Consider the following 21,726-nt stretch of genomic DNA (forward strand, 5'->3'; position numbering starts at 1 on the left):
AATTACCACACCCCGTCAACCCGCCAAGACCAGCACAAACCAAGATGAAAAACGCCCATTGGGGCGCTCCTCGGCCAGCGAGCCAAGTGCGGGACCCCTGGGGGTTACCCCCCGCGCGGGTGAGGGGGACAGCCGCCTCCCGCATCCCGAACCGGGCTGGCACCCTGGAGCGCATGCCAGCCACCGACGACCGTGCCCCGGCCGCCGTTCGCGTTCGCCGACCCTGGTCGACGTCCGGCTGGCTGTTCCTCGTCCTGCTCGTGGTGTTCGGCTTCGGCCTGATCGCCTCGCGCCCCGCGTCCCCGCCCGACCAGGGCCCGCCGACCGGCGGCGTGCTCGCGGCGCAGAACGCGGTCAACGCCCTCGCCCACCCCGACGGACAGGCCACCGCGCTGGCGCTCCTGCCGAAGGACTTCACCGCGGTCACCGGCGTGCGGCCCGGCCCGCTGCCCGCCCGCGACGGCACCGTCCGCGCGGCGCACCTCGACGGCGGCTGCTCGGCGCCGTGGGGCGACGACAACACGAAGTGGGACTTCTCCGTCCCGTGCAAGGCGCACGACCTCGGCTACGACCTGCTCCGCTACGCCAACGACAAGGGCCACCCGCTCGGCCAGTCCGCCCGTGCCTCGCTCGACGACCGGCTCGAACAGGACATGCACCGCACCTGCGAGCTGAACCCGGTGAACTCCGAGCGCACCTGCCAGCTCGTCGCGTCGGTGTTCACCGGCGGGCTGGTGGTCAACTCGTGGCATCAGCGCTGGGGTCCGCCGGTCGGCGACCCGATCGGCCCGATGGTCGCCGGCGTGCTGGTGATCGGTTGCCTGCTCGTGATGCGGCTGCGCGGCTGGCACACCGCCCGGCGCACGAGCCCGCGTCCGCATCGGCCGCGTGGCATCCCGCGGCCGTGGGCGGTGCTCGGCGTCGCCGGGGCGGTGCTGCTGGTGGTCGGCGAGTCGGCGACCGCGCTGGCCGACTGGGCAGGCGCGCCGCAGGCCACCTGGTGGCCGCTGACCTGGCTCGCCCAGCTCACCCCGCTGCTGTTCTTCGCCGGCGGCCTCGCCAACGCGGCGGGCTGGCGGGCCGAGCGCGACCGCGGCTACCGGCATTACCTCGCCGAACGGTCCAGTCCGCTGCTGCGCCCGGCGCTGATCTTCGCCGTGGTCGCCCTGATCGTGCCGCTGGCGCTGGAGCTGCTGGGCATCCCGGCCGGGACCAACGCCACCGTCATGCGGATCGCGCTGCACCCGCTGTGGCTGCTGGGCGTCTACCTGCTGACCGTCGTCGGCGCGCCGATGCTGCTCGCGCTGTACCGCCGGACGCGGCTGTGGTCGGTCGCGGCGCTGACGGCGGTCGTCGTGGCCGGAGAACTCGCCGCGAGCTGGACGAACGAGTCCTGGCCGCGCTACGCCGCCACGCTCGCTCTCGCGCTCCTCGCGCAACAGGTGGCGTTCGCGTACGCGGACGGCGTCCGCCTTCGTCGCCCACTGCTGGGCGTCGCGGCTGTAGGCGGTGTCGCCGCCCTCGCGATCGCAGTGTTCGCCTTCGACGCTTCGCCAGTACTGCTCGGCAACCCGGGTGCGCCGGCCGCGCTGTCCGCGAGGCCGTGGTCAGTACTACTGCTGAGCGTGTCGCAGCTCGGCGTCGTCGGGCTCCTCGCTACGCCACTACGCCGCTGGGCCACCCGCGACCGCGTCACCCGCACGGCCGCCCTTGTGCTGCGCGCTCCGATGAGCCTGTACCTGGCGTTCCTCGCCGCGATGCTGCTCCTCGTCGCCGTGGTCTACCTGCCCGGACCGATCGCCAACGGTCTGAGCTGGCTGCTGACTCCGCGGATGCTCGGTGCCGTCGCGCTGCTGCTCGTACCCGCGGCGCTGGTCTTCTGGTGGTTCGAACGGCACCCGGGCAAACCCGCCGCCGAGGTGCCGGCCGTGCCGCTTCCGCATCCGCCGACCGGCCGCCGTCCGGTGCTGCTCACTCGCGCGGCCGCCGCGCTGGGCATCGGGTACGCGACGCTCGGCGTGTTCGGTCTCGCGCTGGCCCGGTTCGGCGCCGAGGCCGCGGACGCCGACGTGCTCGGCCTTCGGCTGGACCCGGTCCAGAGCCTCGTGCACCTTCTCCTCGGCGTGCTGCTGCTGCACGCCGTCCGCACCGGCGGGGCGGCGACCTCGGCGGCGACCTGGCTCGCCGCCGCGCTGACCTGCGTGCCGTCGCTCGTGGCCGCTTCCGGCGGCGAGACGCACGGTTCAGCGATCGTCGTCCTGCACCTCGGCACCGCGCTGTTTGCGCTGGTCGCGGCGGTTTCGTGCATGGTTCCGGCGAGACAACCGGCCAGCGCCTCGCCCTGACCCGCGACACGCGTACCGCCGACCGGGCGAAACTGCTTCGGATAACGGACCATGGGTGGTGCACGCCACACCGTCCGGGGGAGGTGCGAATCCGCCGCAACCCCCGCCCGGCACCATGCGTCTTCAGAAGCGGACGACCAGAACGACGAGAAGGAGCCGACCGCGTGGACTACCCGCCTCGGAACGGGCAAGGCGATCGCCGCCCCGCCCGCTCGTGGCAGGACCAGCCCGGCCGGGCTCCGGCACGGCGTCCCGGGCCACCTCCCCGCATCCGACGGGAACCGCCGGAGGGGCGCCGCCCCGGACCGCCGCCGCGTCGTCCGGAGCGCCGGTCCCGCCGCGGCGGCGGGCTGCGCGGCGCGAAAATCGCCCTGACGGTCGTATCGCTGCTGGTCATGGGGCTCACCGGGTACGCGTGGGCGTCGCTGCAGGGCCTGGTCAACGGCCTCAGCTACTCCGACGTGATCGGCGACGGCGCGGGCGGCGAAAAGCCCGCCGACGGCGCCCGCGACATCCTTCTGGTCGGCCTCGACAGCCGCACCGACATGCAGGGCAACCCGCTGTCCCCGGAACTGCTCGCCCAGCTGCGCGCGGGCGAATCGGACGGCGAGCTGAACACCGACACGCTGATCATGGTCCACATCCCGAACGACGGGAGCAAGGCCGTCGCGATGTCGCTGCCGCGCGACTCGTACGTGAACATCCCCGGCTACGGCAAGCACAAGATCAACTCGGCGTACGCGAGGGCGATGCTGCAGGCGCGCAAGGACCTGCAGGCGCAAGGCGTCACCGATCCGAAGGAGATCGACGTCAAGGCCAACCAGGCCGGGGCGAAACTGCTGATCGCGACGATCCAGGAGCTGACCGGGTCCACGATCGACAACTACGCGGCGATCAACCTGCTCGGCTTCAGCGACATCACGAAGGCCATCGGCGGCGTGGACGTCTGCCTGAAGAACAACGTCGACGACGACTACTCCGGCGCGAACTTCACCAAGGGCCAGCACACCATCGCCGGGGTCGAGGCGCTGGAGTTCGTCCGGCAGCGGCACGGGCTGCCGCGCGGCGACCTCGACCGCGTGGTGCGCCAGCAGGTGTTCATGGCGGGCATGGCGCGCAAGGTCCTGTCCGCGGGAACGCTGACCGACTCGGGCAAGCTCAACTCGCTGATCGACGCGATCAAGAAGTCCGTGGTGCTGAACCAGAACTGGGACATCTTCAGCTTCGCCCAGCAGATGAAGGGCCTCACCGGCGGGCAGATGGAGTTCCGCACCATCCCGGTCGAGAACGTCGAGTACCGGACGCCGAACGACGGCGTCGCGGTCAAGGTCGACCCGGAGAAGGTGAAGTCCTTCGTGCAGGGCCTCGCCGGTCCGCAGGAAGGCGCGGACGGCGCCCCGGCGCAGCAGCAGCAACAGAAGCCGGACGAGTCCCACAAGGACACCACGGTCGACGTGCGCAACGCCTCGGACCGCACCGGTCTCGCGGCGACCGTGTCGAAGCAACTGGTGGACAAGGGCTTCACCGCGGGCGACACGGACAACGCGTCCTCGCGGAAGACGACTGTGATCTGGGTCCCAAGCGGCGGCGAAGCGGCCGGGCAGGCGGTCGCCGACGCGCTCGGCACCAAGGCGACGGTGCAGCAAGACAAGAGCGTGCCGAAGGGCCACGTGAAGGTCTTCCTCGGTTCGGACTACCAGCCCTCGGCCGGCGCCTCGAGCGGAACCGGTGCGGCACAAGCCCCGCCGGCGCAGCAGCAGGCCGCGCCCCCGTCCGCGCCCTCGGGCCCGGGCAGCGACGACCAGCCGATCACCGCTGACGGCGTGCCCTGCGTCAACTGACGCGTTGCTCCATTCGGGGTAAGTCGAGAACTCTTCGCGAAACTCGCGTAATGAGCGGCCGCTTCGGCACTTTCACCACCGGGACGCAAGCCCGCGTCCGCGAAGTTGGTTGAGGGGCAGGGGCCGTGATCGACGCTGAGCACTACCAGCGAGTGCTGGGAGACGAGCTGCGCAAGCTCAGGCGTGGCCGGGGATGGACGCGCAAAGAGCTGAACGCGCATCTGCAGAGCGAAATCTCGCTGCAGACACTGGCGACGTACGAACTGGGCACGCGGCAGTGTTCCGTGGTGCGCCTGGTCGAACTGTGCGTGGCGATGGACGAGCTTCCGCAGGATTTGCTGGCGAAGGTGCACAGCCGGGTCTTCACCGAGGAGCCGGGCCGGGTCCGCGTCGACCTGCGCCGGGTCGTCGAGGAAGCCGGTCCGGAGCTGACGCCGTTGCGGCGCTGGGCCGAAGGACGGTTGCGGCAGAACGGAATAGCGCTGCCGGGAGCCGTCGCGCGCCCAGGTTCCGCTTCCCCGGCACGGGCTTCCGCGCCTGGCCCGGTGCCCGTCGTACCCGGATCCGCAAGCGCGCCAAGCCAAACTCCGTCCGCTCCGGGCACCGACGAGGTGTCGCTCGACTTCGCCGCACTGGAGCGGATGGCCGAACTGTGCGGTCTGCCGACGGCCGAGCTGGTTTCGCACCTGCGCAAGCTCGCGCCCGCCTGATCCGCCGATAGACCACGAGGGGGACCTTCGCGACTCCTCCCCTGCCGCGAACGTCCCCCTCGTACTCCTCATCTTTCGCGGGTTCGCCCGCCGTTGAAAATCCATTGTGGATCGTCCGCGCTCAATGCTGCCCGCCGATCCCCCCTGAACTACGAGGGGACTTTCGCGACTCCTCCCCTGCCGCGAAGGTCCTCTCGTACCGGCCCCTGAAGTCCATTGTGGACCCCGCAGACCACGAGGGGGACCTTCGCGACTCCACCCCCGCCGCGAACGTCCCCCTCGTGCCGCACCCCCGGGGTCACCCGAGCAGTTCGTAGTCCTCGCGCCGCACCGTCCGGGTGTCCAGCCAGTACCGCCAGGTGAACCCCGGCCACAGCGTCCGGTTCACGCCCTTCGCGTCCAGATACCAGCTCTTGCAGCCGCCCTGCGTCCAGATGCCCTTGTCGAGTTTCCGTTGCATCTCGCCGTTGAACCGCTCCTGCACTTCCTCGCGCGGGTCCAGCGCCCGGTCGCCGGCCAGCCGCAACGCCTGCGCGATATAGGAAATCTGCGCCTCGATCATGAACACCACCGAGTTGTGGCCGAGCCCGGTGTTCGGCCCGAGCAGGAAGAACAGGTTCGGGAAGCCGTTCACGGTGATCCCGAGGTGCGTCCGCATCCCCTCGCTCGCCCACTCCTTCGCGAGGTTCCGCCCGTCGCGGCCGACGATCTCCAGGCTGTCGAACGCGTCGGTCACGTGGAACCCGGTGCCGTAGACGATCGCGTCCACCTCGTGCTCGACGCCGGCCTGATCGACGACGCTGTGCTCGCGGACCTCGGCCATCCCGTCGGTGACCACGTCGACGTTGTCGCGGGCCAGTGCCGGGTAGTAGTCGTTCGAGATGAGCACGCGCTTGCAGCCCATGGTGTAGTCCGGGGTCAGCTTGGCGCGCAGCTCCGGATCCGACACCGCGCGGTCGATGTTGCTCTTCGCGAGCCGCTGCCCGATCTTCATGATCCACGGCTGGCCGTTGAACCCGATCGCGCGCGCTTCCAGTGTCCAGTAAAGGAAATTCCGGTACAGCCGCTGCACCGGCGGCACCGCGCGGAACAGCCCGCGCAGCCAGCCCGGCATGTCGCGGTCGGCCTTCGGCATCACCCACGGCGGCGTGCGCTGGAACAACGTCAGCTCGGCCACCTCCGGCGCGATCTTCGGCACGAACTGCACCGCGCTCGCCCCGGTGCCGACCACCGCGACGCGCTTGCCGGCGAAGTCGAAGTCGTGGTCCCACTCGGCGGAGTGGAACGCGCGGCCCTGGAACCGCTCGATGCCCGGCAGGTCCGGGATCATCGGCCGGTGCAGCGCGCCGACGCCCGCGACCAGCGCCGGAGCCACGAACTCGTCGCCGCCGCGGGTGCTGACGTGCCAGCGATTCTCCTCGGCGTCCCAGCGCGCGCCGGTCATCTCCTGGCCGAAGCGGATGAAGCGGCGCAGGTCGTACTTGTCCGCGACACCGCGCATGTACTCGTAGATCTCCGGCTGCGGCGAGTATGCGCGCGACCAGCCGGGGTTCTGCTCGAAGGAGAAGGAGTACATGTGCGACGGGATGTCGCACGCGCAACCGGGGTAGCTGTTGTCGCGCCAGGTGCCGCCGACGTCCTCGGCCTTTTCCAGCACGACGAAGTCCTCGCGGCCGTCCTTGCGCAGCTGAATCGCCATGCCGAGCCCGGAGAACCCGGTGCCGACCACGATCACGCCGGTCTCGGTGCGGTTGCCCATGCGTCCTCCCGTTAACTGTTACCCGAAGTCCAGCTTACTCGGAGTAGGTTACTGGCGGTAGAGTGTGCGCCATGACCACCGCCAAGCGCAAGCGCATGCCCCGAGCCGAGCGGGAACGGCAGATGATCGAGGTCGCCGAGCAGGTCTTCGGCGAGCGCGGCTACGCGATGGCGTCGATGGACGAGATCGCCGAACTGGTCGGCGTGTCCAAGCCGATGCTGTACGAGTACTTCAACTCGAAGGAAGGCCTGCTGCTGGCGTGCATCCGGCAGTCGCGATCGGCGTTGCAGGAGGCCACCGAGCAGTCGATCGTCGGCGCGGAGTCCGCACAGGACGCACTGCGCCGCGGCTTGCTGGCGTTTTTCGTCTTCATCCGCGAACGCCGCCAAGCCTGGTCGCTGCTGCGCCACGAGATGGCCCTGATCGGCACCCCCGCCGCGGACGAGATCGAGGAAACCCGCCGCCAGCAGACCGACCTGATCACCGCGTTGATGAGCGGCTACTTCGACAGCGCGGACACCCTGCGCGCCGAAGCCTCGGCCGAGTTCGTCGTCGGGGCCTGCGAACGGCTGGCGATCTGGTGCGAGCGCTTCCCCGAGGTGACCCCGGAGAAGGCGACCGAATACGCCATGGATCTCCTCTGGGCCGGGTTGTCACAGCGAGCGATCTGATGTGCACGTGAAGATGACCGTGCATTAGGCCATTCGGTCGTCACTCAGCGCACATCTCGTCCCGTTACTTGTGACACAGAGTTTTCTTGAGGTATCGATGACACGGTAGAAAGACACACTGAGTGTCGCGCCAGCGGCCGGCAAGCAGGAATCGCGTCATGAGTTTGCGGTGGCCGGGTCTCGAACGGTGACGCATGCTGATGACGAGAGGGGTGAGGCAGTGGTGGAAACGATCACGGCGACATACGAGCACGACAACGACGACTGGACGATCACCGTCAGCGGTCGCGGCAAGGAGCTGACCGGCAAGGCGCCGGGCATCATCGCCGCCCGCGACCGGGCCGACCAGCTCGTGGAGAAGCTCTCCCCGAACGAGCGTCCCACGGTCGTGCACCTGCTGAACGGCAACGCGCTGGAGTTCACCAGCACGTACATGGCCGCCCGCCTGACGCTGCCGGAGATCGAACCGCTGGAAGTCCCGCCGTCCGGCGGAGCCAAGGCGGCCAAGGACGCTTCTTCCAGCTCCGACACCGCCTTGACCACGGACGCCGCCGGCGCTTCCGAAGCCTCCGACGCTTCCGCCGCTGACAAGGCTCCGGCCTCGAAGGCCACCGCGGAGAAGGCTCCCGAGCAGCCCGCCAAGCCCGCGCTGCCGCCGGGCAAGCAGCTCCCGAAAGAGGTCGAAGACCGCAAGCCCGAAGAAACGAGCCGCCCCGGCGTGACCGCCGGTGCATCGGCCACGCCGCCGGTCGCGCGCGCCTGACCCGCACTTTCCACGCAGCTCGCTTTTGGCGGGCTGTTCGCTGTGCCCTCCCCGGGCATTCAGAGGTCCGTCACTGATGCGATAACCGCTGTCGGGCGGTCGCTTCTCCCCTGAAGCCTGGACGTTCCCCGCAGATCGGGCCGCACGAACGCCCAGAGACCGCGTCGGCATCCATCCTCACAGAGCCCGCGAACAGTCGGCTATGCCCAGCACAGCGGGATAAAAACAGCACGTCACCCAGGCGGGGTAGCCCAATGCGGCGAACGTCATCCCGCCAAGCGACCCAGGTGAGCGACCGCCAAAAGGGTGACCCCACGTTCAGTGGCTCTTCTCACGAAGTTAACCCGCCGTGACGATCAAGCCTGTCGATCCGCCATCCAGGGATGAAACAGACAGTACCCGGCAGATCACGCGCCGTCGAGCATTCCGGCCTCACCTGCTACGCGGAGTAGCCGCAATCGCCGAACCGCTGACCTCGCCGCCTGCGAACGCCGAGCCGTAGCTCCTCGCGCACCGCGCCCATGCAGGAACCCAGAGGAAGAGCCTCGTCCCGGACGTTCCCGAACCGCGGAAAGAACCGCTCAGAGTCTCGCCCCAGCGGCCCGATCGGAAGTCCCGCCCCTGCGCCCCGCGAGGCAGAGTCCCCGCCCAGCACCCGGGCCAGGAGCAAAGCCCCGTCCCCGCAGCCCCACGAGCAACGTCCCGCCCAGCGTCAACGCGGGCAGCGACCCCTCAGCGGAACAGCTTCCGCACCAGCAGGAACGCCACCAGCGCCCCGGCGCCGATCAGCGGGTACTTGACCTTCGGGTTGTCGAGCTTCGCGCGCACGCCGTCCTTCGCCTGTTCGGCGAGCTTCTGCGGGTTGGCCTTCGTGCCCAGCTGGTCGAGGGTCGCCGCCAGAGCGGTCCTCGCCTGCTCGATCTCACGCTCGATGGTCTCGGGGTCGCGAGCCACGTGCCCTCCTCGCCGCAGTCGGACTGTAGGCGGTCCACGGTAGAGGACAACCCCGGTGCGAGGGCCACTGGCCACGCCGAGCCGACCCGAACGTGGCGCACGCTACGATCACACCTGGTTCGCGGGGGCCGTAGCCCAATTGGCAGAGGCACACGGTTTAGGTCCGTGCCAGTGAGAGTTCGAGTCTCTCCGGCCCCACCCTCACGCACTGACCAGCAGCGCGGCGAGATCCGCCGATGATCAACATCGATCGCGTGCCACAGCCGTGCCACAGCCCGCCGCCGCAGAGGTCTTTCCGTCTCTACGGTGGCGGGCATGGCTGATCATCTCCTGGTCATGACGACCACCCCGGATCGCAAGTCGGCTGCCCGGATCGCCTCGTCCGCGGTGGCGCGCAGGCTCGCCGCCACGACTCAGGTCTGCGGTCCGGTCGCGTCGTACTTCTGGCACCTCGGCGAGGCCGGTGAAAGCGAGGAGTGGGTCGTCACGTTCAAGACCACCGATGCACGCTACGACGAACTTGAGGCGCACATCCGCGCCGAGCATCCATGGGACAAGCCGGAAGTGACCGGCATCGAGCTGGCACGCGGGTCTGCGGACTACTTGCGGTGGATGGAAACCGCGACCGCGCCGGAGAGGTGAGTCAGGCTCGAACGAGGGACCCAGCCCGGATCGGCCGGAGCAGATGCTCGCGCGGTTAGCGGCGGAGACCGCGGCCAAGATTCCGCGTGCCTTGATCTCATCTAAGTAAGATCGGATCTTACTTAGAACGAATCTACCGTAACGGCGCGAGCACTCTCCGCTTATCTTGTCGTCGGCACCGCGTCAATCGCAAGCCACCCCGCCACTGGCCGCGGCCGCGCGGGACGACAGCCGTTCCCGGGCCCGGGTCAGCGCCGCGATGCGTTCGTCCAGTGCGGCCAGCCTGCGGTCCACCAGGGCGACGGCGCTCGAGGACAGCCGCCGCTCGGGCAGGTTGCCTTGGAGGCACGAGCCCAGCGGGCGGATGTCCTCCATGGTGAGCCCCGAGTCGAGCAGGTAGCGGATGTTCGCCACCCGCTCGATCGCGGACTCGTCGTAATGCCGGTATCCGTTGTGGGAGCGGGCGGCGGTCAACAGCCCCTGCTCCTCGTAGAACCGCAGCGCCCTGGTGGTGACGCCGGTGGCCTTCGCCAGCTCCCCGATTCGCACGGAACCGAGCGTACGCCGTTAAGCGATCACTGCGCCGCCGTCGACGGGCATGACGGCACCGGTCACGAAGGCCGCGCTGGGGCTGGCGAGCTGGACGATCCAGTACGCGATCTCGTCTGGCTTGCCCAGTCGCCGCAACGGAACCATCCCCTTGAGGCTTTCGTGTTGTGCGCGGGCTTCGTCGGCGGTCAGGCCCTCGTGCGCGTAGATCTGGGTGGCGATCGGGCCGGGTGCGACCGCCGAAACGCGGATGCCGCGCGGGGCGAGTTGCACTGCCCAGCTTCGGGTCAGCGATTCCAACGCGGCTTTCGTCGCCGCGTAGAACTCGCGGCCGGTCATGGGCCATCCACGCTGCCCGATCGCGGTGGTCACGTTCACCACCGCGCCCTGGCTCTCGCTCAGGTGCGGCAACGCGGCCTGGAGGAGGTAGACCGGCGCCAGCAGGTTTGTCGCTACGACACGGTCGAACGCGCCTGGCTTGATCTCCCCCAGCGCGGCCGGTTCGACGATGCCCGCGTTGTTCACCAGAACGTCGATGCGGCCGAATTCGGCAAGCGCCGCAGCGACAATCGCCTCCGCGGCGCCGTCCTCGGTGAGGTCGGCGGCGAACGGGCGGATCCGTTCGGAGCCTTCCGCGGTTTCGGCGAGCCGTTCCGCGGTTCGGCCGACCACCAGCACGTTCGCGCCCTGGCGGGCGAACTCGCGTGCGGTGACCTGTCCGATGCCCGTGCCGCCGCCGGTGACGATTACGGCCTTGCCCTGAAACTGTCCATCACTCATGCGATCGACGCTAAACATTGCCGTATGCGTCAAGGTCAAGCCGCTTAGCGCACGCGGTCGTAAACCAGCGCCAGTTCGCCGAGATCGCCGGTCTCCTGGTGCGTGACTGTCCACTTCGTACCCGGCAGGCCGTCGTCGAACAGCCGGGGGCCGCCGCCAGCGATCTGCGGGCAGATGGTCAGGTACAGCCGGTCGATCAGGTCCTCGGCCAGCAGCGCCTTGATCACGCTGACGCTGCTGTTGACCAGGATGTCGCCCTCGCCGTCGGCCTTGAGCGACGCGACGACCTCGGCGGCGGGCGCGTTCACGATGCGCGTGCGCTCCCACGGCGCTTCGGTGAGTGTGCTCGACAGGACCACTTTTTCCGTGTCCACCAACCACTTCGCGTAGCCGCGGTCGCGCGGGTCGGCGTTTTCGTCGGCGGCGACGGTCGGCCAGAAGCCGAGGAAGCCTTCCGCGTTGCGGCGGCCGAGCAGCGCGGTCGTCGCGTGCTCCCAGATCCGGCCGAGCTGGTTGCGGGCGGTTTCCGTGGTGACGTAGGGGATGATCGCGCTCATGTCGCCGGGGCCGTCCGGACCGTGGTAGCGGCCGTCGAGGGTCAGGGCGAGGTTGGCGGTGACACGACGCTCGGTCATGACTGAACTTCCTTTCGGGTGATGACTTCGGTGAGGTGGTCGAGCACCTGTCCCCAGCCGGTCTCGATGCCGGCGATGGCGGGCACGGCCTCGACGGTCGTTTCGGTGATCTCCAGGCCCAGCCGCAGCCGGGTGCCGCCGTTCGCCGGGGCGAGGGCGAGGTCGTAGTGGCCGCTGAACGCGATGTCTCCCGCCGCGTCCAGCACCGCCAGGTCGAACACGAGCTGCTCGGTTTCGTGAGCGATCCGGACCTGTCCTTCCGAGCGGTAGGTGCCTTCGGCGTCGCGGTAGGCGAGAACGACGCGTCCGCCCGCCTTCGGTTCGAGGACACACTCGGTGACAGTCAGGGACGGCGGGACCCACCACGACGCCAGCAGTCCGGCGTCCGTCCAGTACCGCCAGACCGTTTCCGGCGGCACCGGCAGCACGCGTTCGAAGGAGAACGCGCGACCGTCGGCCCAGCGATCCCGGTCCGCGGCGGCGGTGTCGGCTTCGATCGCGGCACGGTAGCGGTCGAGTACACCGCGCTCCCCCGTGTGCGCCTCGATCGTCGCGGCCAACTGCTGGAGCTGACCGGCGAACTCGCGCAGCGGAGCCGCTTCGGCCGCGTAGACCCGGCGTTGCCCGAGCGGGGCCATGGTGACCAGGCCGGCGCGGGCGAGGGTCTGCAGGTGCTTAGTCGTCTGCGGCTGGCGCAGCCCGGTCAGCTCGACCAGTTCGCCGACCGACCGGGGCCGTTCAGCGAGCAGCCCGACCAGCTGCCACCGGGTGGTGTCTGCGAGTGCTGCGGCGATCCCGTCCATGCACAGAAGTATTCACTGAGTCGAATATTCGTGTCAAGGAATTCTTTTACCCGGGCAGCAGGCGGGCAGCGAGGTTGCGGACCGTCAGGCCGGGTTTCGTGCGCGGGACCAGCACCGAAGCCGCCGTCTGGACCCCGCGCTGCTTGGGCTTCACGCGTGCTCGATGGGTCGCCTCGTACCACGCGAAGGCCTCGGCATGCGCGCCGTCAGCGAGGGCGGTGGCCAGGGTGTGCGCCCCGACGATCGCGAGGCTCGAACCGTCGCCGAGCAGCGAGACGCAGGACGCGGCATCGCCGACCAGCGCGACTCGGCCGTGGTGCCACTTCGGCGGATCGACCACGGCGACCGCATCGAAGAACACGTCGTCCGTCGCCTCGAAGCGAGCCAGCAGTTCAGGGACCCGCCAGCCGAGACCGCGGTAGGCGGTGGACACGATTTCCTTGCCCTGACCGGGATTCGGCTCCCGGAAGATGAACGCGACCCCGGAATTCCCCCGCACCGGATGGATCGCCACGAGCCGGCCCGGGGCATTCAGCAGGACCACGTCCTCCGGATAGTCGGACGGCACGCCGAGCGACACCGTCCCGACGTACAACCCGACGTGCCGGATGAACTCCTCCTCCGCACCGAACACGAGCCGCCGCACCGCCGAGTGCACGCCGTCCGCGCCGATCACCAGGTCGAACCGGCGCGGCGCAGCGTGCTCGAAGGTGACGTCGACCCCGCCGGCGTCCTGCTGCAACGCGGTGATGGTGTCGCCGAAGAGGAACTCCGCGTCGTCGCGCGCCGCTTCGTACAGCACCGAGGCGAGGTCCGCGCGCGGGACTTCGATCTCCTTGCGGACCGCCATCCGCACCGTCGTCACCGAACGCCCGCGCGCGTTGAGCACGCGCAGGCGGCGCGCGTGCGTCGCGACCTCGCGCAACCGCGGCACGACCCCCATCGCGTCGGCGATCTCCATCGCGCCAATGCGCACGTCGACCGGGTTGCCGCTGCTGCGCTGACCCGCCGCCCGCTCGACCACCGTCGGCCGGAAACCGTTGCGTGCCAACCAGAACGCCAGGGTCGAGCCAGCGATGCCGGCACCGCACACAAGCACGTCTTGAGTCATGCCTCCGACGATAACCGCACTCAGTGCAGTTTTGCAATGAGTGCAGATCCGCACTCGATGCCGTAATCTGATGCCATGTCGCTCCGTGAACGCAAGCGCGCCCGCACCCGTCAGGCCCTGATCGACGCGGCCGCGGACCTCTTCGAGCGCAACGGCTACGACGAGACGACCGTCGCCGAGATCGCCGCAGCCGCCGAGATCGGCACGCGCACGTTCTTCAGCTACTTCGCCAGCAAGGAAGAACTGCTGTTCCCGGACGCCGACAGCCGCGTACAGGCGATGATCGACGCGCTCGCGAACCGCGCCCCGGACGACCGGCCGATCGACCTGCTCGTCCGCGTCCTCTCCGACGGCGGCGAGGTCAGCAAGGACATCGTCGGCAAGCTGACCCCGTTGCGGATGCGGCTGATGCAGACCGTGCCCGCGCTCCGGGGCCGAGCGCTGCAAATCCAGTTCGACACCGAACGCCGGATCTCCGAGCTTCTCGTCGAAGCTTTCCCGGACCAGGTCGACGACCTCAGCGCGCGGGCGTTGACTGGCGCGTTCGCCGGTGCGGTGCGCGGTGCGTCGCAGGCGATGCTCGACCGCACCGGCGAGTTCACCGCCGAACAGCGCAACGAAGCGACCCGGCAAGCCATCGCGACGACGCTGGCACCGCTGCTCAAGCGTGACTGACGTGCTCCGCGCACAGACACGCCACCGCGGTGTCGATCCACTCGCGGCCTTCCCATTCCGGATGCCGCTTGATCAGCTCCTCGCGCACCTCCGCGATCACAGTCGCCTCGTCCATCGCCGAATCGCGGCGGCGCCAGGTCTCGTCGCGCAGCAGTTCGAGGTAGGCGCGCAGGTCGTCGAGCAGTTCCCGGCCGCTGATGTCGCCGTGGCCAGGCACCACGATCTCCGGCCGCTGCTCGGAAAGCTTCCGCATGACCTCGATCCAGCGGATCCCGGACACGTCGGTGTCGTGCGGCGGGAACCACGGGAAAATCGCGAACTGGCCGGTCTCGGCGAGGTCGCCGGTGAACAGGACGCCCACGTCCGGAACCGTCACGACCTGGTCGCCCCTGCTGTGCGCGCGGCCGGTGGCGCGCAGCTGCACCACACGTCCGCCCAGGTCGAGGTCGTGTGCGGAGTCGTAAACGACGTCCGGGGTCGGCAGTTCGACGCCTTCGAGCTGGCGCGCGACCGGCTCCCCCAAGCCGGTGAACATCTGCAGGTAATCGGGGCCTTTCGCGGCGAGATCGGTCGCCTGCGCGCGGTTGACCAGGTACGTCGCGGCCCCGGCGAAGGTTTGCGCGCCGAACGCGTGCTCGGGGTGGAAATGCGTGGTGGTCAGGTAAATCCGGCGGCCGCGCGCGTACTCGGTCGCGAACTTCAGCACGGTTTCGGCGTTGCGCGGGCCCATGCCGGTCTCGACGACGAGCACCGAATGCGTTCCGCCGATGACGCCGACGTTCGGCACCAGCTGCACGCCCTGGTTCGGGAGCACCACGAGGTCGCGGGCGAGTTCGCGCGCCTGCGAGGTCTGCACGACGGGATCGGGATACGGGTAGTCGGCCATCGCCGGATGCTCCTCAAAGCGCGGAATCAGTGACCGTTCCAGTCCAGCGCCGCGCCCGCGCGGTGTCCAAGACCGATCCGCTTTTCCCGATACCGCGCGGGTATTGTCGCTGGTTGTGGATCTCCGTTCGCTCCGGTACTTCGTCGCGGTCGCCGAGGAACGCCACTTCGGCCGGGCGGCGGCGCGGCTGCACATGACCCAGCCGCCGCTGAGCCGCGCGATCAAACAGCTCGAAACCGACCTCGGCGCGACCCTGCTGGACCGCTCGCCCGCCGGGGTCGCGCTCACCGCCGCCGGAACCGCGCTCTACGACGAGGCCCGCACCCTGCTCGCGGGCGCGGACCAGGCCCGCGCCCGGGTCGCCGCGGCGGCCGGGCCGGGGACGCTCACGCTCGGCACGCTCGCCGACAGCTCGGAACCGGTCGGAATCCAGCTGGCCGGCGAGTTCCGCGAACGGCATCCGGGCGTGCGGATCCGCGTCCGCGAGGCCGATCTCACCGACCCGACTACCGGCCTGCGCGCCGGGCTGGTGGACGTCGCGCTCACCCGGATTCCGTTCGACACCACCGGAATCCACACCCAGGTGCTGCGCGCCGACCCGATGGGCGTCGTGCTGCGCGCGGACGATCCGCTGGCCGGACGCGCGCAGGTGCGCCGGGAGGACCTGGCCGCCCGAACCTGGTTCCGCTTCCCGGACGGCACCGACCCGCGGTGGCAGGAGTTCTGGAGCGGCGGGACGGCGGGCGGCCCGGTCGTCCGGACGGTGCACGAATGCCTGCAAGCCGTGCTGTGGAACGGAACCGTCGGGCTCGCGCCGCTCGCGCACTCGTTTCCCGAGGGCGTCACGACGGTCCCGCTGGCCGGCTATCCGCCGAGCCGGCTCGTGGTCGCCTGGCGCGCGGACTCGGAGCCGCCGCTGGTCCGCTCGTTCGTCGAACTCGCCGTGCGCATCGCCGGCCGTCGCGACACCCCGGCGAACCCGTAGGCTGGGCCCCGACATCGGGGAGGTGTAGGCCGTGCCGGAACGCAATCCGCTGCGGATCCTGCGCAAATGCGCGGACTGGTTCGAGAACCGCGGCGTGTACATCCCCGGCGAGGAAAGCCGCGCGGTCGACCCGGTACGCGACTTCGGCTGGCTCATGGTCGCGTGGGGCGCCGGGGTCGCGGTGTTCATCCTGTTGTTCGCGTTCGCGGTCTGAGTCGCGTTCGACGCTTCGGCGGCGAATTGACATCAAGGTGACGACTGTCACCCGGAGTGCTCTTTCGATCACGGATCGGCCACGGGTGTACACCAGGTCCGCGTCTTCCGCACCGTGACGGCAATAGTGCCGCCAGAGTGGAGCGGGTCCGCTCGGCAACTACGCCGAACGGCACACCGCCCCACCCCGACTGGAGTACCCCCGCGATGGCGCCCGCGCGCACCCCGAAGCTGCTGTTGACCGCCTGCCTGCTGTTCTCCGTGGCAGCCTGCGGCGGCGTCAACGCCCGGGAAGGCTCCGCCGCGATGGGCGTCGGGAACCCAGCGGCCCAGCCCGCGGCCGCGCAAGCCTCCGGCGACCTGCAGTTCGGCGCCAACCACCGCTTCGCCAGCGGGATCACGGTCTCGCTGTCGGCCCCGCAGTCCTTCCAGCCGAGCCCGGCCGCGTACCCGCGCAGCGCGCGTGCGGCGGCGTTCTACATCCAGGTCACGAACAACGGCACGGATCCGTACCGGGTGTCCTCGCTCTCGGTCACCGCGTCGGTCTCGGGGAAGCCGGCTAAGCAGGTCGTGGACGCCACGCAGGGGCTCGGCGGGGTCACCGACGCGGGCAAGGACCTGATGCCGGGCCGGTCTACGCAGCTCACGCTCGCCTTCGCGGTGCCGGTGGACAGTGCCCGGATGGCGGTGCAGGTGCGGCCTAGTACTGGTGAGCCCGCCGTCGTCACGTATTGCGGGGACGCCTGAATTACCCTCGTCTCCATGACCGACCAGCGACTCGCCCCGGGCGACGAAGCGCCCGAATTCACCCTGCCGGACAGCACCGGCAAGAACGTCTCGCTCAGCGATTTTCGCGGGCAGGCCGTGGTGGTGTACTTCTATCCGGCTGCCGGTACGCCGGGGTGCACTAAGCAGGCTTGCGATTTCCGGGACAATCTGGCTGAGCTGAATGACGCCGGGTATCAGGTGTTGGGGATTTCTCCGGATAAGCCGGAGAAGTTGGCCAAGTTCGTGGATGCGGAGAAGTTGACGTTCCCGCTGTTGTCGGATCCGGAGAAGACGGTTCTGAAGGAGTGGGGGGCGTTTGGGGAGAAGAAGAATTACGGGAGGGTTGTGCAGGGGGTGATCCGGTCCACGTTCGTGGTGGATGCGGAGGGGAAGATTGCTCGGGCTGGGTATAACGTGCGGGCTACTGGGCATGTGGCTAAGTTGATTCGGGATTTGGGGATTTCTTCCTGAGGTTCTGGCGTTGGGGAATTTGTTGCGTGGGGCACCCCGAAGCCTGATTGTGCTGACAGTTCGGGGGTGCTTGTCAAGGCGGGAAAGATGCCTTGACAAGCACCCCCGAACTGCAGGGAGGCTTCGTATCGGGGTGCGGGGGGAGGGGCTGGGTGCCTCGCTCGTTTGAGTGCATCGGTGGCGGTTTTGGCCGTCCGTGAAGGACTCCTTGAGGGAATCTAAGTACGTGAAGGGGTCCCTCACGGACGGTCGGCTCGCCGAAGGGTCGTGAGGGGAACCCTGAAGGAATCTGGGGCTGTGAGGGTTCCCCTCACGGTTATTGCGCGGGGAAGCGCAGGGTGAAAGTCGTTCCTTTGCCTTGGGTGCTGGTGGCGGTGACTTCGCCGCCGTGGGCTTCAGCTAGGTTGCGGACGATTGCCAGGCCTAAACCGCTGCCGCCGGAGATTCTGCTTCTGGATGGGTCTGCGCGCCAGAAGCGGTCGAAGACTTTGGGCAGATCTTCTGCGGCGATGCCGGTTCCGGTGTCGGTTACGGTGAAGATCGCGTCGTTTTCGGTTTGGGTCGCGGTGACAGTTACCGAGCCGCCGGGTGGGGTGTGGCGGATGGCGTTTGAGACCAGGTTGTCCAGTGCTTGGCGCAGGCGTACTGGGTCCGCGGTGATGGCTGGGTCGGCCATGGCGGGCACTGAGAGGTGGACGCCGGCGGTTTCGGCTCGTGGGGTGTGGGCGGCGGCCAGTTGGGTCAGCAGGGTGTTGGCGTCCACCGGTTCTGGGTGGACGCGCAGGGCACCGGCGTCGGCTAGGGCTAGGTCTTGCAGGTCGTCCACGATGTGTTGCAGGTGGACGGCTTCTTCCAGGAGCGAGGCGACCAGGTCGTCGTCCAGCTGGCTGATGCCGTCTTGGGTTGCTTCCAGCCAGCCGCGGATCGTGGCCAGTGGGGTGCGCAGTTCGTGGGCTACGTCGCTGACCATGGCCTTGCGGGCGTTCTCCAGCTCTTCCCTCGCGCGCGCCATGTCATTAAAAGCGGTGGCCAGGCGGGCGATTTCGTCCTTGCCTTTGACTCGGACCCGGGCGCCTGCCTCGCCTGCTTTCAGGCGTTGGGCGGCGCCGGTCAGCGCGCGGAGGGGGCGGATCAGGCGGATCGACGCCAGGGCGGTGACAATGACCGTCAGCAGGAGGATCGCGGCGGTGACGGCGACTAGCTTCGTGCGGTTTTCCGACGACAGGGTGAAACCGGTCGGGGGCTGGTCGGAGCCTTTTTCGGTGATGTAGAGCCAGGCCGCGGGGGCGACATACGGGGTCAGCTGCTCTTTGCGGGCCGAGGTTACGCAGTTGGTGATGGTCTGGTCGGTGGCTTGGACTACCGGACCGTCGAAGGTCCAGGACAGGGCCAGTTTCGCTACTGGGATGGCGCTGTCGTTGCGGCCAAGGCAGGCGTCGATCAGGCCGGAGAGCTTGGCCAGGGCGGCTCGTTCGGTCTCGGTCGGACGCTCAAGCAGGGCGGTTCCGCACTGTGCGGTGCCGGCGGGGGCGATGACTCTCGGGTGTCCGCTCGGGGAGACTTCCATGCTGCCAAGGCCGGTTCTGCGCTGGGTGCAGGACAGGACTTTCTCGGCGATCTCCTGCAGGTCTCCGCGTTCCGCGGCGGGGAGGTTGTACGGGCCTACCGCGTCCGGGTCGATCCGGTCGGGGGTGGATTTGACGCCTAGGCGGGTGTCGACGGCCAGCGGGTCGATGACCGCGGACGGCTGCGGCGGGAGTTTGCCCGGGTTCTGCTCCGAGCTGGCGATCAGCTTGCCCTGCGGGGTGGTCAGGACGATTTTGCGACCGGTCTTGTCCGCGTAGTCGTTGATCGTTTTGGTGGCATCCGACCAGGTGGGGTGGGTCGCCGCATAGGAGAGCAGGGCCTGGTAGATGGTGCCGTCGTCGGCGAAAAGCTGGCCTTGTTCCCGTTCGATGGCGCCGGAGGTCGTCCTGGACGCCAGCCAGGCGGTGGCCGCGATGGAGCACACCGCGATGGCCGCGGTGACCGCGAAAAGGCGGAAGAGAAGGCTACGAGGCATCGGACTTGGCGGTCAGTTTGTAGCCGACGCCGTAGACCGTCAGGAGTTTCGCCGGTTTTCGGGGGTTGGGTTCGATTTTCTTCCGGAGATTCATGACGTGGACGTCAATGGCTCGCTGCGTGATGTAGCGATCGAATCCGTGCAGGTGTTCCAGAAGCTGCGCCCGCGTGAAAACCTGGTCCGGGCGGGCGGCCATGACCTCGAGGATGCGGAATTCTCCGGGAGTGGTTTCCACCGGAGTGCCGTTGACGGTCACCTCGTGTTTGTCTTTGTCCACGGTCAGGTTGCCGACCCGGATGGGGCCGTCGGCGGCACTGGTCCGGCGGAGCAGGGTTCGCACCCGCGCCATGAGTTCCCTCGGACTGTAGGGCTTGGTCACGTAGTCGTCCGCGCCCAGGTCAAGGCCCTGCAGGAGGTCGTCCTCGGTCGACCTCGCGGTGAGCATGAGGATGGGCAGGGTGGAACTCGCCCGGATGGTCCGGCAGACGGTCAGGCCGCTCATGCCGGGGAGCATCACGTCCAGGATGAGCAGGTCCGGCTCCGCCGCGCGGACTTCCGCCAGCGCGGCTTCGCCGGTAGGGGCGACGGTTACGGTGTGCTGTTCATGCTCTAGATACCGGCGGACCAGTTCCGCTTGTTTCGGATCGTCTTCGGCCAGAACGATGTTGGCGCACATATCCGTCAAGCCGCGGTTACGAGGCGGCTATTTTGCGCAGGGCGGGCAGAAGGGCGCGCAGTGCTTTGCCTCGGTGGGAGGCGGCGTCCTTTTCCGCCGGATCCAGTTCCGCGCTGGTCCTGGTTTCGTTTTCCGGAATGAAGATCGGGTCGTAGCCGAAACCGTTGGTGCCGTGCTTTTCCCGGGTCAGCGAGCCCCGCCATTCGCCGCGGACCGTGGTGGTCTCGCCGGTGGGGAGGGCCAGCACGGCGGCGCAGACGAAGGCCGCGCCCCGGCGCTCGTCGGGGGTGTCCGTCAGCTGTGCCAGCACCAGGTTGAGGTTTGCCTCGTCGTCGCCGTGTTTGCCGGACCAGCGGGCGGAAAGGACTCCCGGCATGCCGTTCAGCGCGTCCACGGTCAGGCCCGAGTCGTCCGCGACCGCGGGCAGGCCGGTGGCGGCCACCGCGTCGCGCGCCTTGGCCTCCGCGTTGCCCTCGAAGTCGGGGGCGGTTTCCGGGGCCTCCGGGAACTCCTCGACGTCGTTCAGGCCCACTACCTCGATGCCCTGGATGCCCTCCGCCTCCAGGATCCGGCGCAGTTCGCCCAGCTTCTTCGCGTTCCGGGTGGCCAGCAGCAGCTTGGTCACTTCTGGCCCTTCTTCTTGTCCGGACGCGGTTCCGGCAGCTCGCCCGGGTACGGGAGCGCCAGCGCCTCGTTCTGCAGGCGCGTCAGGTCCGCGCAGCCGGCCAGCGCCAGGTCCAGCATGGTGTCCAAAGTGGACCTCGCGAAGGTGGCTCCCTCACCCGTCCCCTGCACCTCGATGAGGGTTCCGGCGTCGGTGGCGACCACGTTCATGTCGACCTCGGCACGCGAGTCTTCCTCGTACGGCAGATCAAGGCGCACCCGGCCATCGACGACGCCGACGCTCACGGCCGCCACCGAGGACGACAGCGGCTGCGGGTCGTTCAAGCGGTTCGCCGCGCCCAGCCAGGTGATCGCGTCCGCCAGTGCGACGTAGCCGCCGGTGACCGCCGCGGTGCGGGTGCCGCCGTCAGCCTGGATCACGTCACAGTCGATGACGATGGTGTTCTCGCCGAGCGCGGCCAGGTCGATGCAGGCGCGCAGGGAGCGGCCGATCAGCCGGGAGATCTCGTGCGTCCGGCCGCCGATGCGGCCCTTGACCGCTTCCCGGTCGCCGCGGGTGTTGGTCGCGGACGGGAGCATCGCGTACTCCGCGGTGACCCAGCCGAGCCCGGAGCCGGCCCGCCAGCGCGGCACGCCCTCGGTCACGCTCGCCGCGCACAGCACCCTGGTGTTGCCGAACTCGACGAGCACCGACCCGGCAGGCCACTTCTGGAACCCGCGGGTGAGCTTCACTTCGCGGAGCTGGTCGTCGTTCCTGCCATCTTTTCTAGCCACGAGGAGCACTCTAGGACGTCCCCCCGACA

Annotated in this window: 23 protein-coding genes and 1 tRNA gene; 12 read left to right on the forward strand and 12 right to left on the reverse strand. The window is 69.0% G+C overall.

The genetic code is table 11. The features are described 5' to 3' along the window. Nucleotides 1-173 precede the first annotated feature (173 nt). The 3 genes from ACFSVL_RS25220 (at nt 174) to ACFSVL_RS25230 (ending at nt 4,896) form a co-directional block, all read left to right on the forward strand. Complete coding sequence (locus ACFSVL_RS25220; protein ID WP_378308020.1) at nt 174-2,345, forward strand: phospholipase A2; 2,172 nt, start codon at nt 174-176, stop codon at nt 2,343-2,345. 164 nt (nt 2,346-2,509) lie between these two features. Continuing rightward, entirely contained in the window at nt 2,510-4,186 is a 1,677-nt protein-coding gene (locus ACFSVL_RS25225; RefSeq protein WP_378308021.1) for an LCP family protein, read from the forward strand. A 125-nt stretch (nt 4,187-4,311) separates the two neighbouring features. Then, a complete protein-coding gene (locus ACFSVL_RS25230) occupies nt 4,312-4,896 on the forward strand; it encodes a helix-turn-helix transcriptional regulator (protein WP_378308022.1) in 585 nt (194 codons plus the stop codon). 298 nt (nt 4,897-5,194) lie between these two features. Here the strand turns inward: ACFSVL_RS25230 and ACFSVL_RS25235 are convergent, their stop codons facing one another. After that, entirely contained in the window at nt 5,195-6,655 is a 1,461-nt protein-coding gene (locus ACFSVL_RS25235; RefSeq protein WP_378308023.1) for a flavin-containing monooxygenase, read from the reverse strand. A 71-nt stretch (nt 6,656-6,726) separates the two neighbouring features. On the opposite strand from ACFSVL_RS25235, the gene ACFSVL_RS25240 reads away from it, so the two are divergent. Further along, entirely contained in the window at nt 6,727-7,326 is a 600-nt protein-coding gene (locus ACFSVL_RS25240) for a TetR/AcrR family transcriptional regulator (protein WP_378308024.1), read from the forward strand. Nucleotides 7,327-7,546: 220 nt separating this feature from the next. Further along, entirely contained in the window at nt 7,547-8,089 is a 543-nt protein-coding gene (locus ACFSVL_RS25245) for a hypothetical protein (RefSeq protein WP_378308025.1), read from the forward strand. A gap of 732 nt (nt 8,090-8,821) precedes the next feature. Here ACFSVL_RS25245 and ACFSVL_RS25250 read toward each other — a convergent pair. Further along, nucleotides 8,822-9,043 (reverse strand): DUF3618 domain-containing protein, encoded by a 222-nt coding sequence (locus ACFSVL_RS25250; RefSeq protein ID WP_378308026.1) that lies wholly within the window; start codon nt 9,041-9,043, stop codon nt 8,822-8,824. A 124-nt stretch (nt 9,044-9,167) separates the two neighbouring features. Here ACFSVL_RS25250 and ACFSVL_RS25255 point away from each other — a divergent pair. Both ACFSVL_RS25255 and cutA read left to right on the forward strand, forming a co-directional pair. After that, a tRNA-Leu gene (locus ACFSVL_RS25255) sits at nt 9,168-9,241 on the forward strand. A gap of 117 nt (nt 9,242-9,358) precedes the next feature. Then, nucleotides 9,359-9,685 (forward strand): divalent-cation tolerance protein CutA, encoded by a 327-nt coding sequence (cutA, locus tag ACFSVL_RS25260; RefSeq protein WP_378308027.1) that lies wholly within the window; start codon nt 9,359-9,361, stop codon nt 9,683-9,685. Between the two features lie 183 nt (nt 9,686-9,868). On the opposite strand, the gene ACFSVL_RS25265 is transcribed toward cutA, so the two are convergent. From ACFSVL_RS25265 to ACFSVL_RS25285, 5 genes are read right to left on the reverse strand one after another with little or no spacing between them, the layout of a single operon-like run. Then, entirely contained in the window at nt 9,869-10,234 is a 366-nt protein-coding gene (locus ACFSVL_RS25265) for a MerR family transcriptional regulator (protein ID WP_378308028.1), read from the reverse strand. Nucleotides 10,235-10,252: 18 nt separating this feature from the next. Next, nucleotides 10,253-11,014, reverse strand: a complete 762-nt coding sequence (locus ACFSVL_RS25270; RefSeq protein ID WP_378308029.1) for an SDR family NAD(P)-dependent oxidoreductase — start codon at nt 11,012-11,014, stop codon at nt 10,253-10,255. Nucleotides 11,015-11,058: 44 nt separating this feature from the next. After that, the gene (locus ACFSVL_RS25275) at nt 11,059-11,649 is read right to left on the reverse strand and encodes a dihydrofolate reductase family protein (protein WP_378308030.1); all 591 of its coding nucleotides are present in this window, start codon (nt 11,647-11,649) and stop codon (nt 11,059-11,061) included. Further along, a complete protein-coding gene (locus ACFSVL_RS25280) occupies nt 11,646-12,452 on the reverse strand; it encodes a metalloregulator ArsR/SmtB family transcription factor (protein WP_378308031.1) in 807 nt (268 codons plus the stop codon). The genes ACFSVL_RS25275 and ACFSVL_RS25280 overlap by 4 nt, the downstream gene beginning before the upstream one ends. Nucleotides 12,453-12,498: 46 nt before the next feature. After that, nucleotides 12,499-13,563, reverse strand: coding sequence for an FAD-dependent oxidoreductase (locus ACFSVL_RS25285; RefSeq protein WP_378308032.1), 1,065 nt, complete (start codon nt 13,561-13,563; stop codon nt 12,499-12,501). A 75-nt stretch (nt 13,564-13,638) separates the two neighbouring features. On the opposite strand from ACFSVL_RS25285, the gene ACFSVL_RS25290 reads away from it, so the two are divergent. After that, complete coding sequence (locus ACFSVL_RS25290; protein ID WP_378308033.1) at nt 13,639-14,238, forward strand: TetR/AcrR family transcriptional regulator; 600 nt, start codon at nt 13,639-13,641, stop codon at nt 14,236-14,238. On the opposite strand, the gene ACFSVL_RS25295 is transcribed toward ACFSVL_RS25290, so the two are convergent. Then, nucleotides 14,225-15,124, reverse strand: coding sequence for an MBL fold metallo-hydrolase (locus tag ACFSVL_RS25295; protein WP_378308034.1), 900 nt, complete (start codon nt 15,122-15,124; stop codon nt 14,225-14,227). The genes ACFSVL_RS25290 and ACFSVL_RS25295 overlap by 14 nt on opposite strands. Nucleotides 15,125-15,239: 115 nt before the next feature. On the opposite strand from ACFSVL_RS25295, the gene ACFSVL_RS25300 reads away from it, so the two are divergent. The 4 genes from ACFSVL_RS25300 to bcp all read left to right on the forward strand — a co-directional run bounded on the left by ACFSVL_RS25300 (nt 15,240) and on the right by bcp (nt 17,561). Continuing rightward, nucleotides 15,240-16,109 carry a LysR family transcriptional regulator gene (locus ACFSVL_RS25300; RefSeq protein WP_378308035.1) on the forward strand — a complete coding sequence of 290 codons (870 nt, stop codon included), beginning with the start codon at nt 15,240-15,242 and terminating at the stop codon, nt 16,107-16,109. Between the two features lie 31 nt (nt 16,110-16,140). Continuing rightward, nucleotides 16,141-16,323 carry a hypothetical protein gene (locus ACFSVL_RS25305; RefSeq protein WP_037358542.1) on the forward strand — a complete coding sequence of 61 codons (183 nt, stop codon included), beginning with the start codon at nt 16,141-16,143 and terminating at the stop codon, nt 16,321-16,323. A 206-nt stretch (nt 16,324-16,529) separates the two neighbouring features. Beyond that, nucleotides 16,530-17,069 carry a hypothetical protein gene (locus tag ACFSVL_RS25310; RefSeq protein ID WP_378308036.1) on the forward strand — a complete coding sequence of 180 codons (540 nt, stop codon included), beginning with the start codon at nt 16,530-16,532 and terminating at the stop codon, nt 17,067-17,069. 15 nt (nt 17,070-17,084) lie between these two features. Next, nucleotides 17,085-17,561: a thioredoxin-dependent thiol peroxidase gene (gene bcp / locus ACFSVL_RS25315; RefSeq protein WP_378308037.1), complete on the forward strand. Its 477-nt coding sequence runs from the start codon at nt 17,085-17,087 to the stop codon at nt 17,559-17,561. A 316-nt stretch (nt 17,562-17,877) separates the two neighbouring features. Here the strand turns inward: bcp and ACFSVL_RS25320 are convergent, their stop codons facing one another. Genes ACFSVL_RS25320 through rph form a run of 4 tightly spaced genes read right to left on the reverse strand, consistent with a single transcriptional unit; the run spans nt 17,878 to nt 21,697 of the window. Further along, nucleotides 17,878-19,623: a sensor histidine kinase gene (locus tag ACFSVL_RS25320; RefSeq protein WP_378308038.1), complete on the reverse strand. Its 1,746-nt coding sequence runs from the start codon at nt 19,621-19,623 to the stop codon at nt 17,878-17,880. Beyond that, on the reverse strand, nt 19,613-20,299 hold the full coding sequence (locus ACFSVL_RS25325) for a response regulator transcription factor (RefSeq protein WP_378308039.1): 687 nt from the start codon (nt 20,297-20,299) through the stop codon (nt 19,613-19,615). The genes ACFSVL_RS25320 and ACFSVL_RS25325 overlap by 11 nt, the downstream gene beginning before the upstream one ends. A 16-nt stretch (nt 20,300-20,315) precedes the next feature. Beyond that, nucleotides 20,316-20,924 (reverse strand): RdgB/HAM1 family non-canonical purine NTP pyrophosphatase, encoded by a 609-nt coding sequence (gene rdgB / locus ACFSVL_RS25330; RefSeq protein ID WP_378308040.1) that lies wholly within the window; start codon nt 20,922-20,924, stop codon nt 20,316-20,318. Next, nucleotides 20,921-21,697: a ribonuclease PH gene (gene rph, locus ACFSVL_RS25335; protein WP_378308041.1), complete on the reverse strand. Its 777-nt coding sequence runs from the start codon at nt 21,695-21,697 to the stop codon at nt 20,921-20,923. Before rph ends, rdgB begins: the two co-directional genes overlap by 4 nt. Between the last annotated feature and the right edge of the window lie 29 nt (nt 21,698-21,726).

The organism is Amycolatopsis silviterrae (genome assembly GCF_042684085.1).
Lineage (GTDB): Bacteria > Actinomycetota > Actinomycetes > Mycobacteriales > Pseudonocardiaceae > Amycolatopsis > Amycolatopsis silviterrae.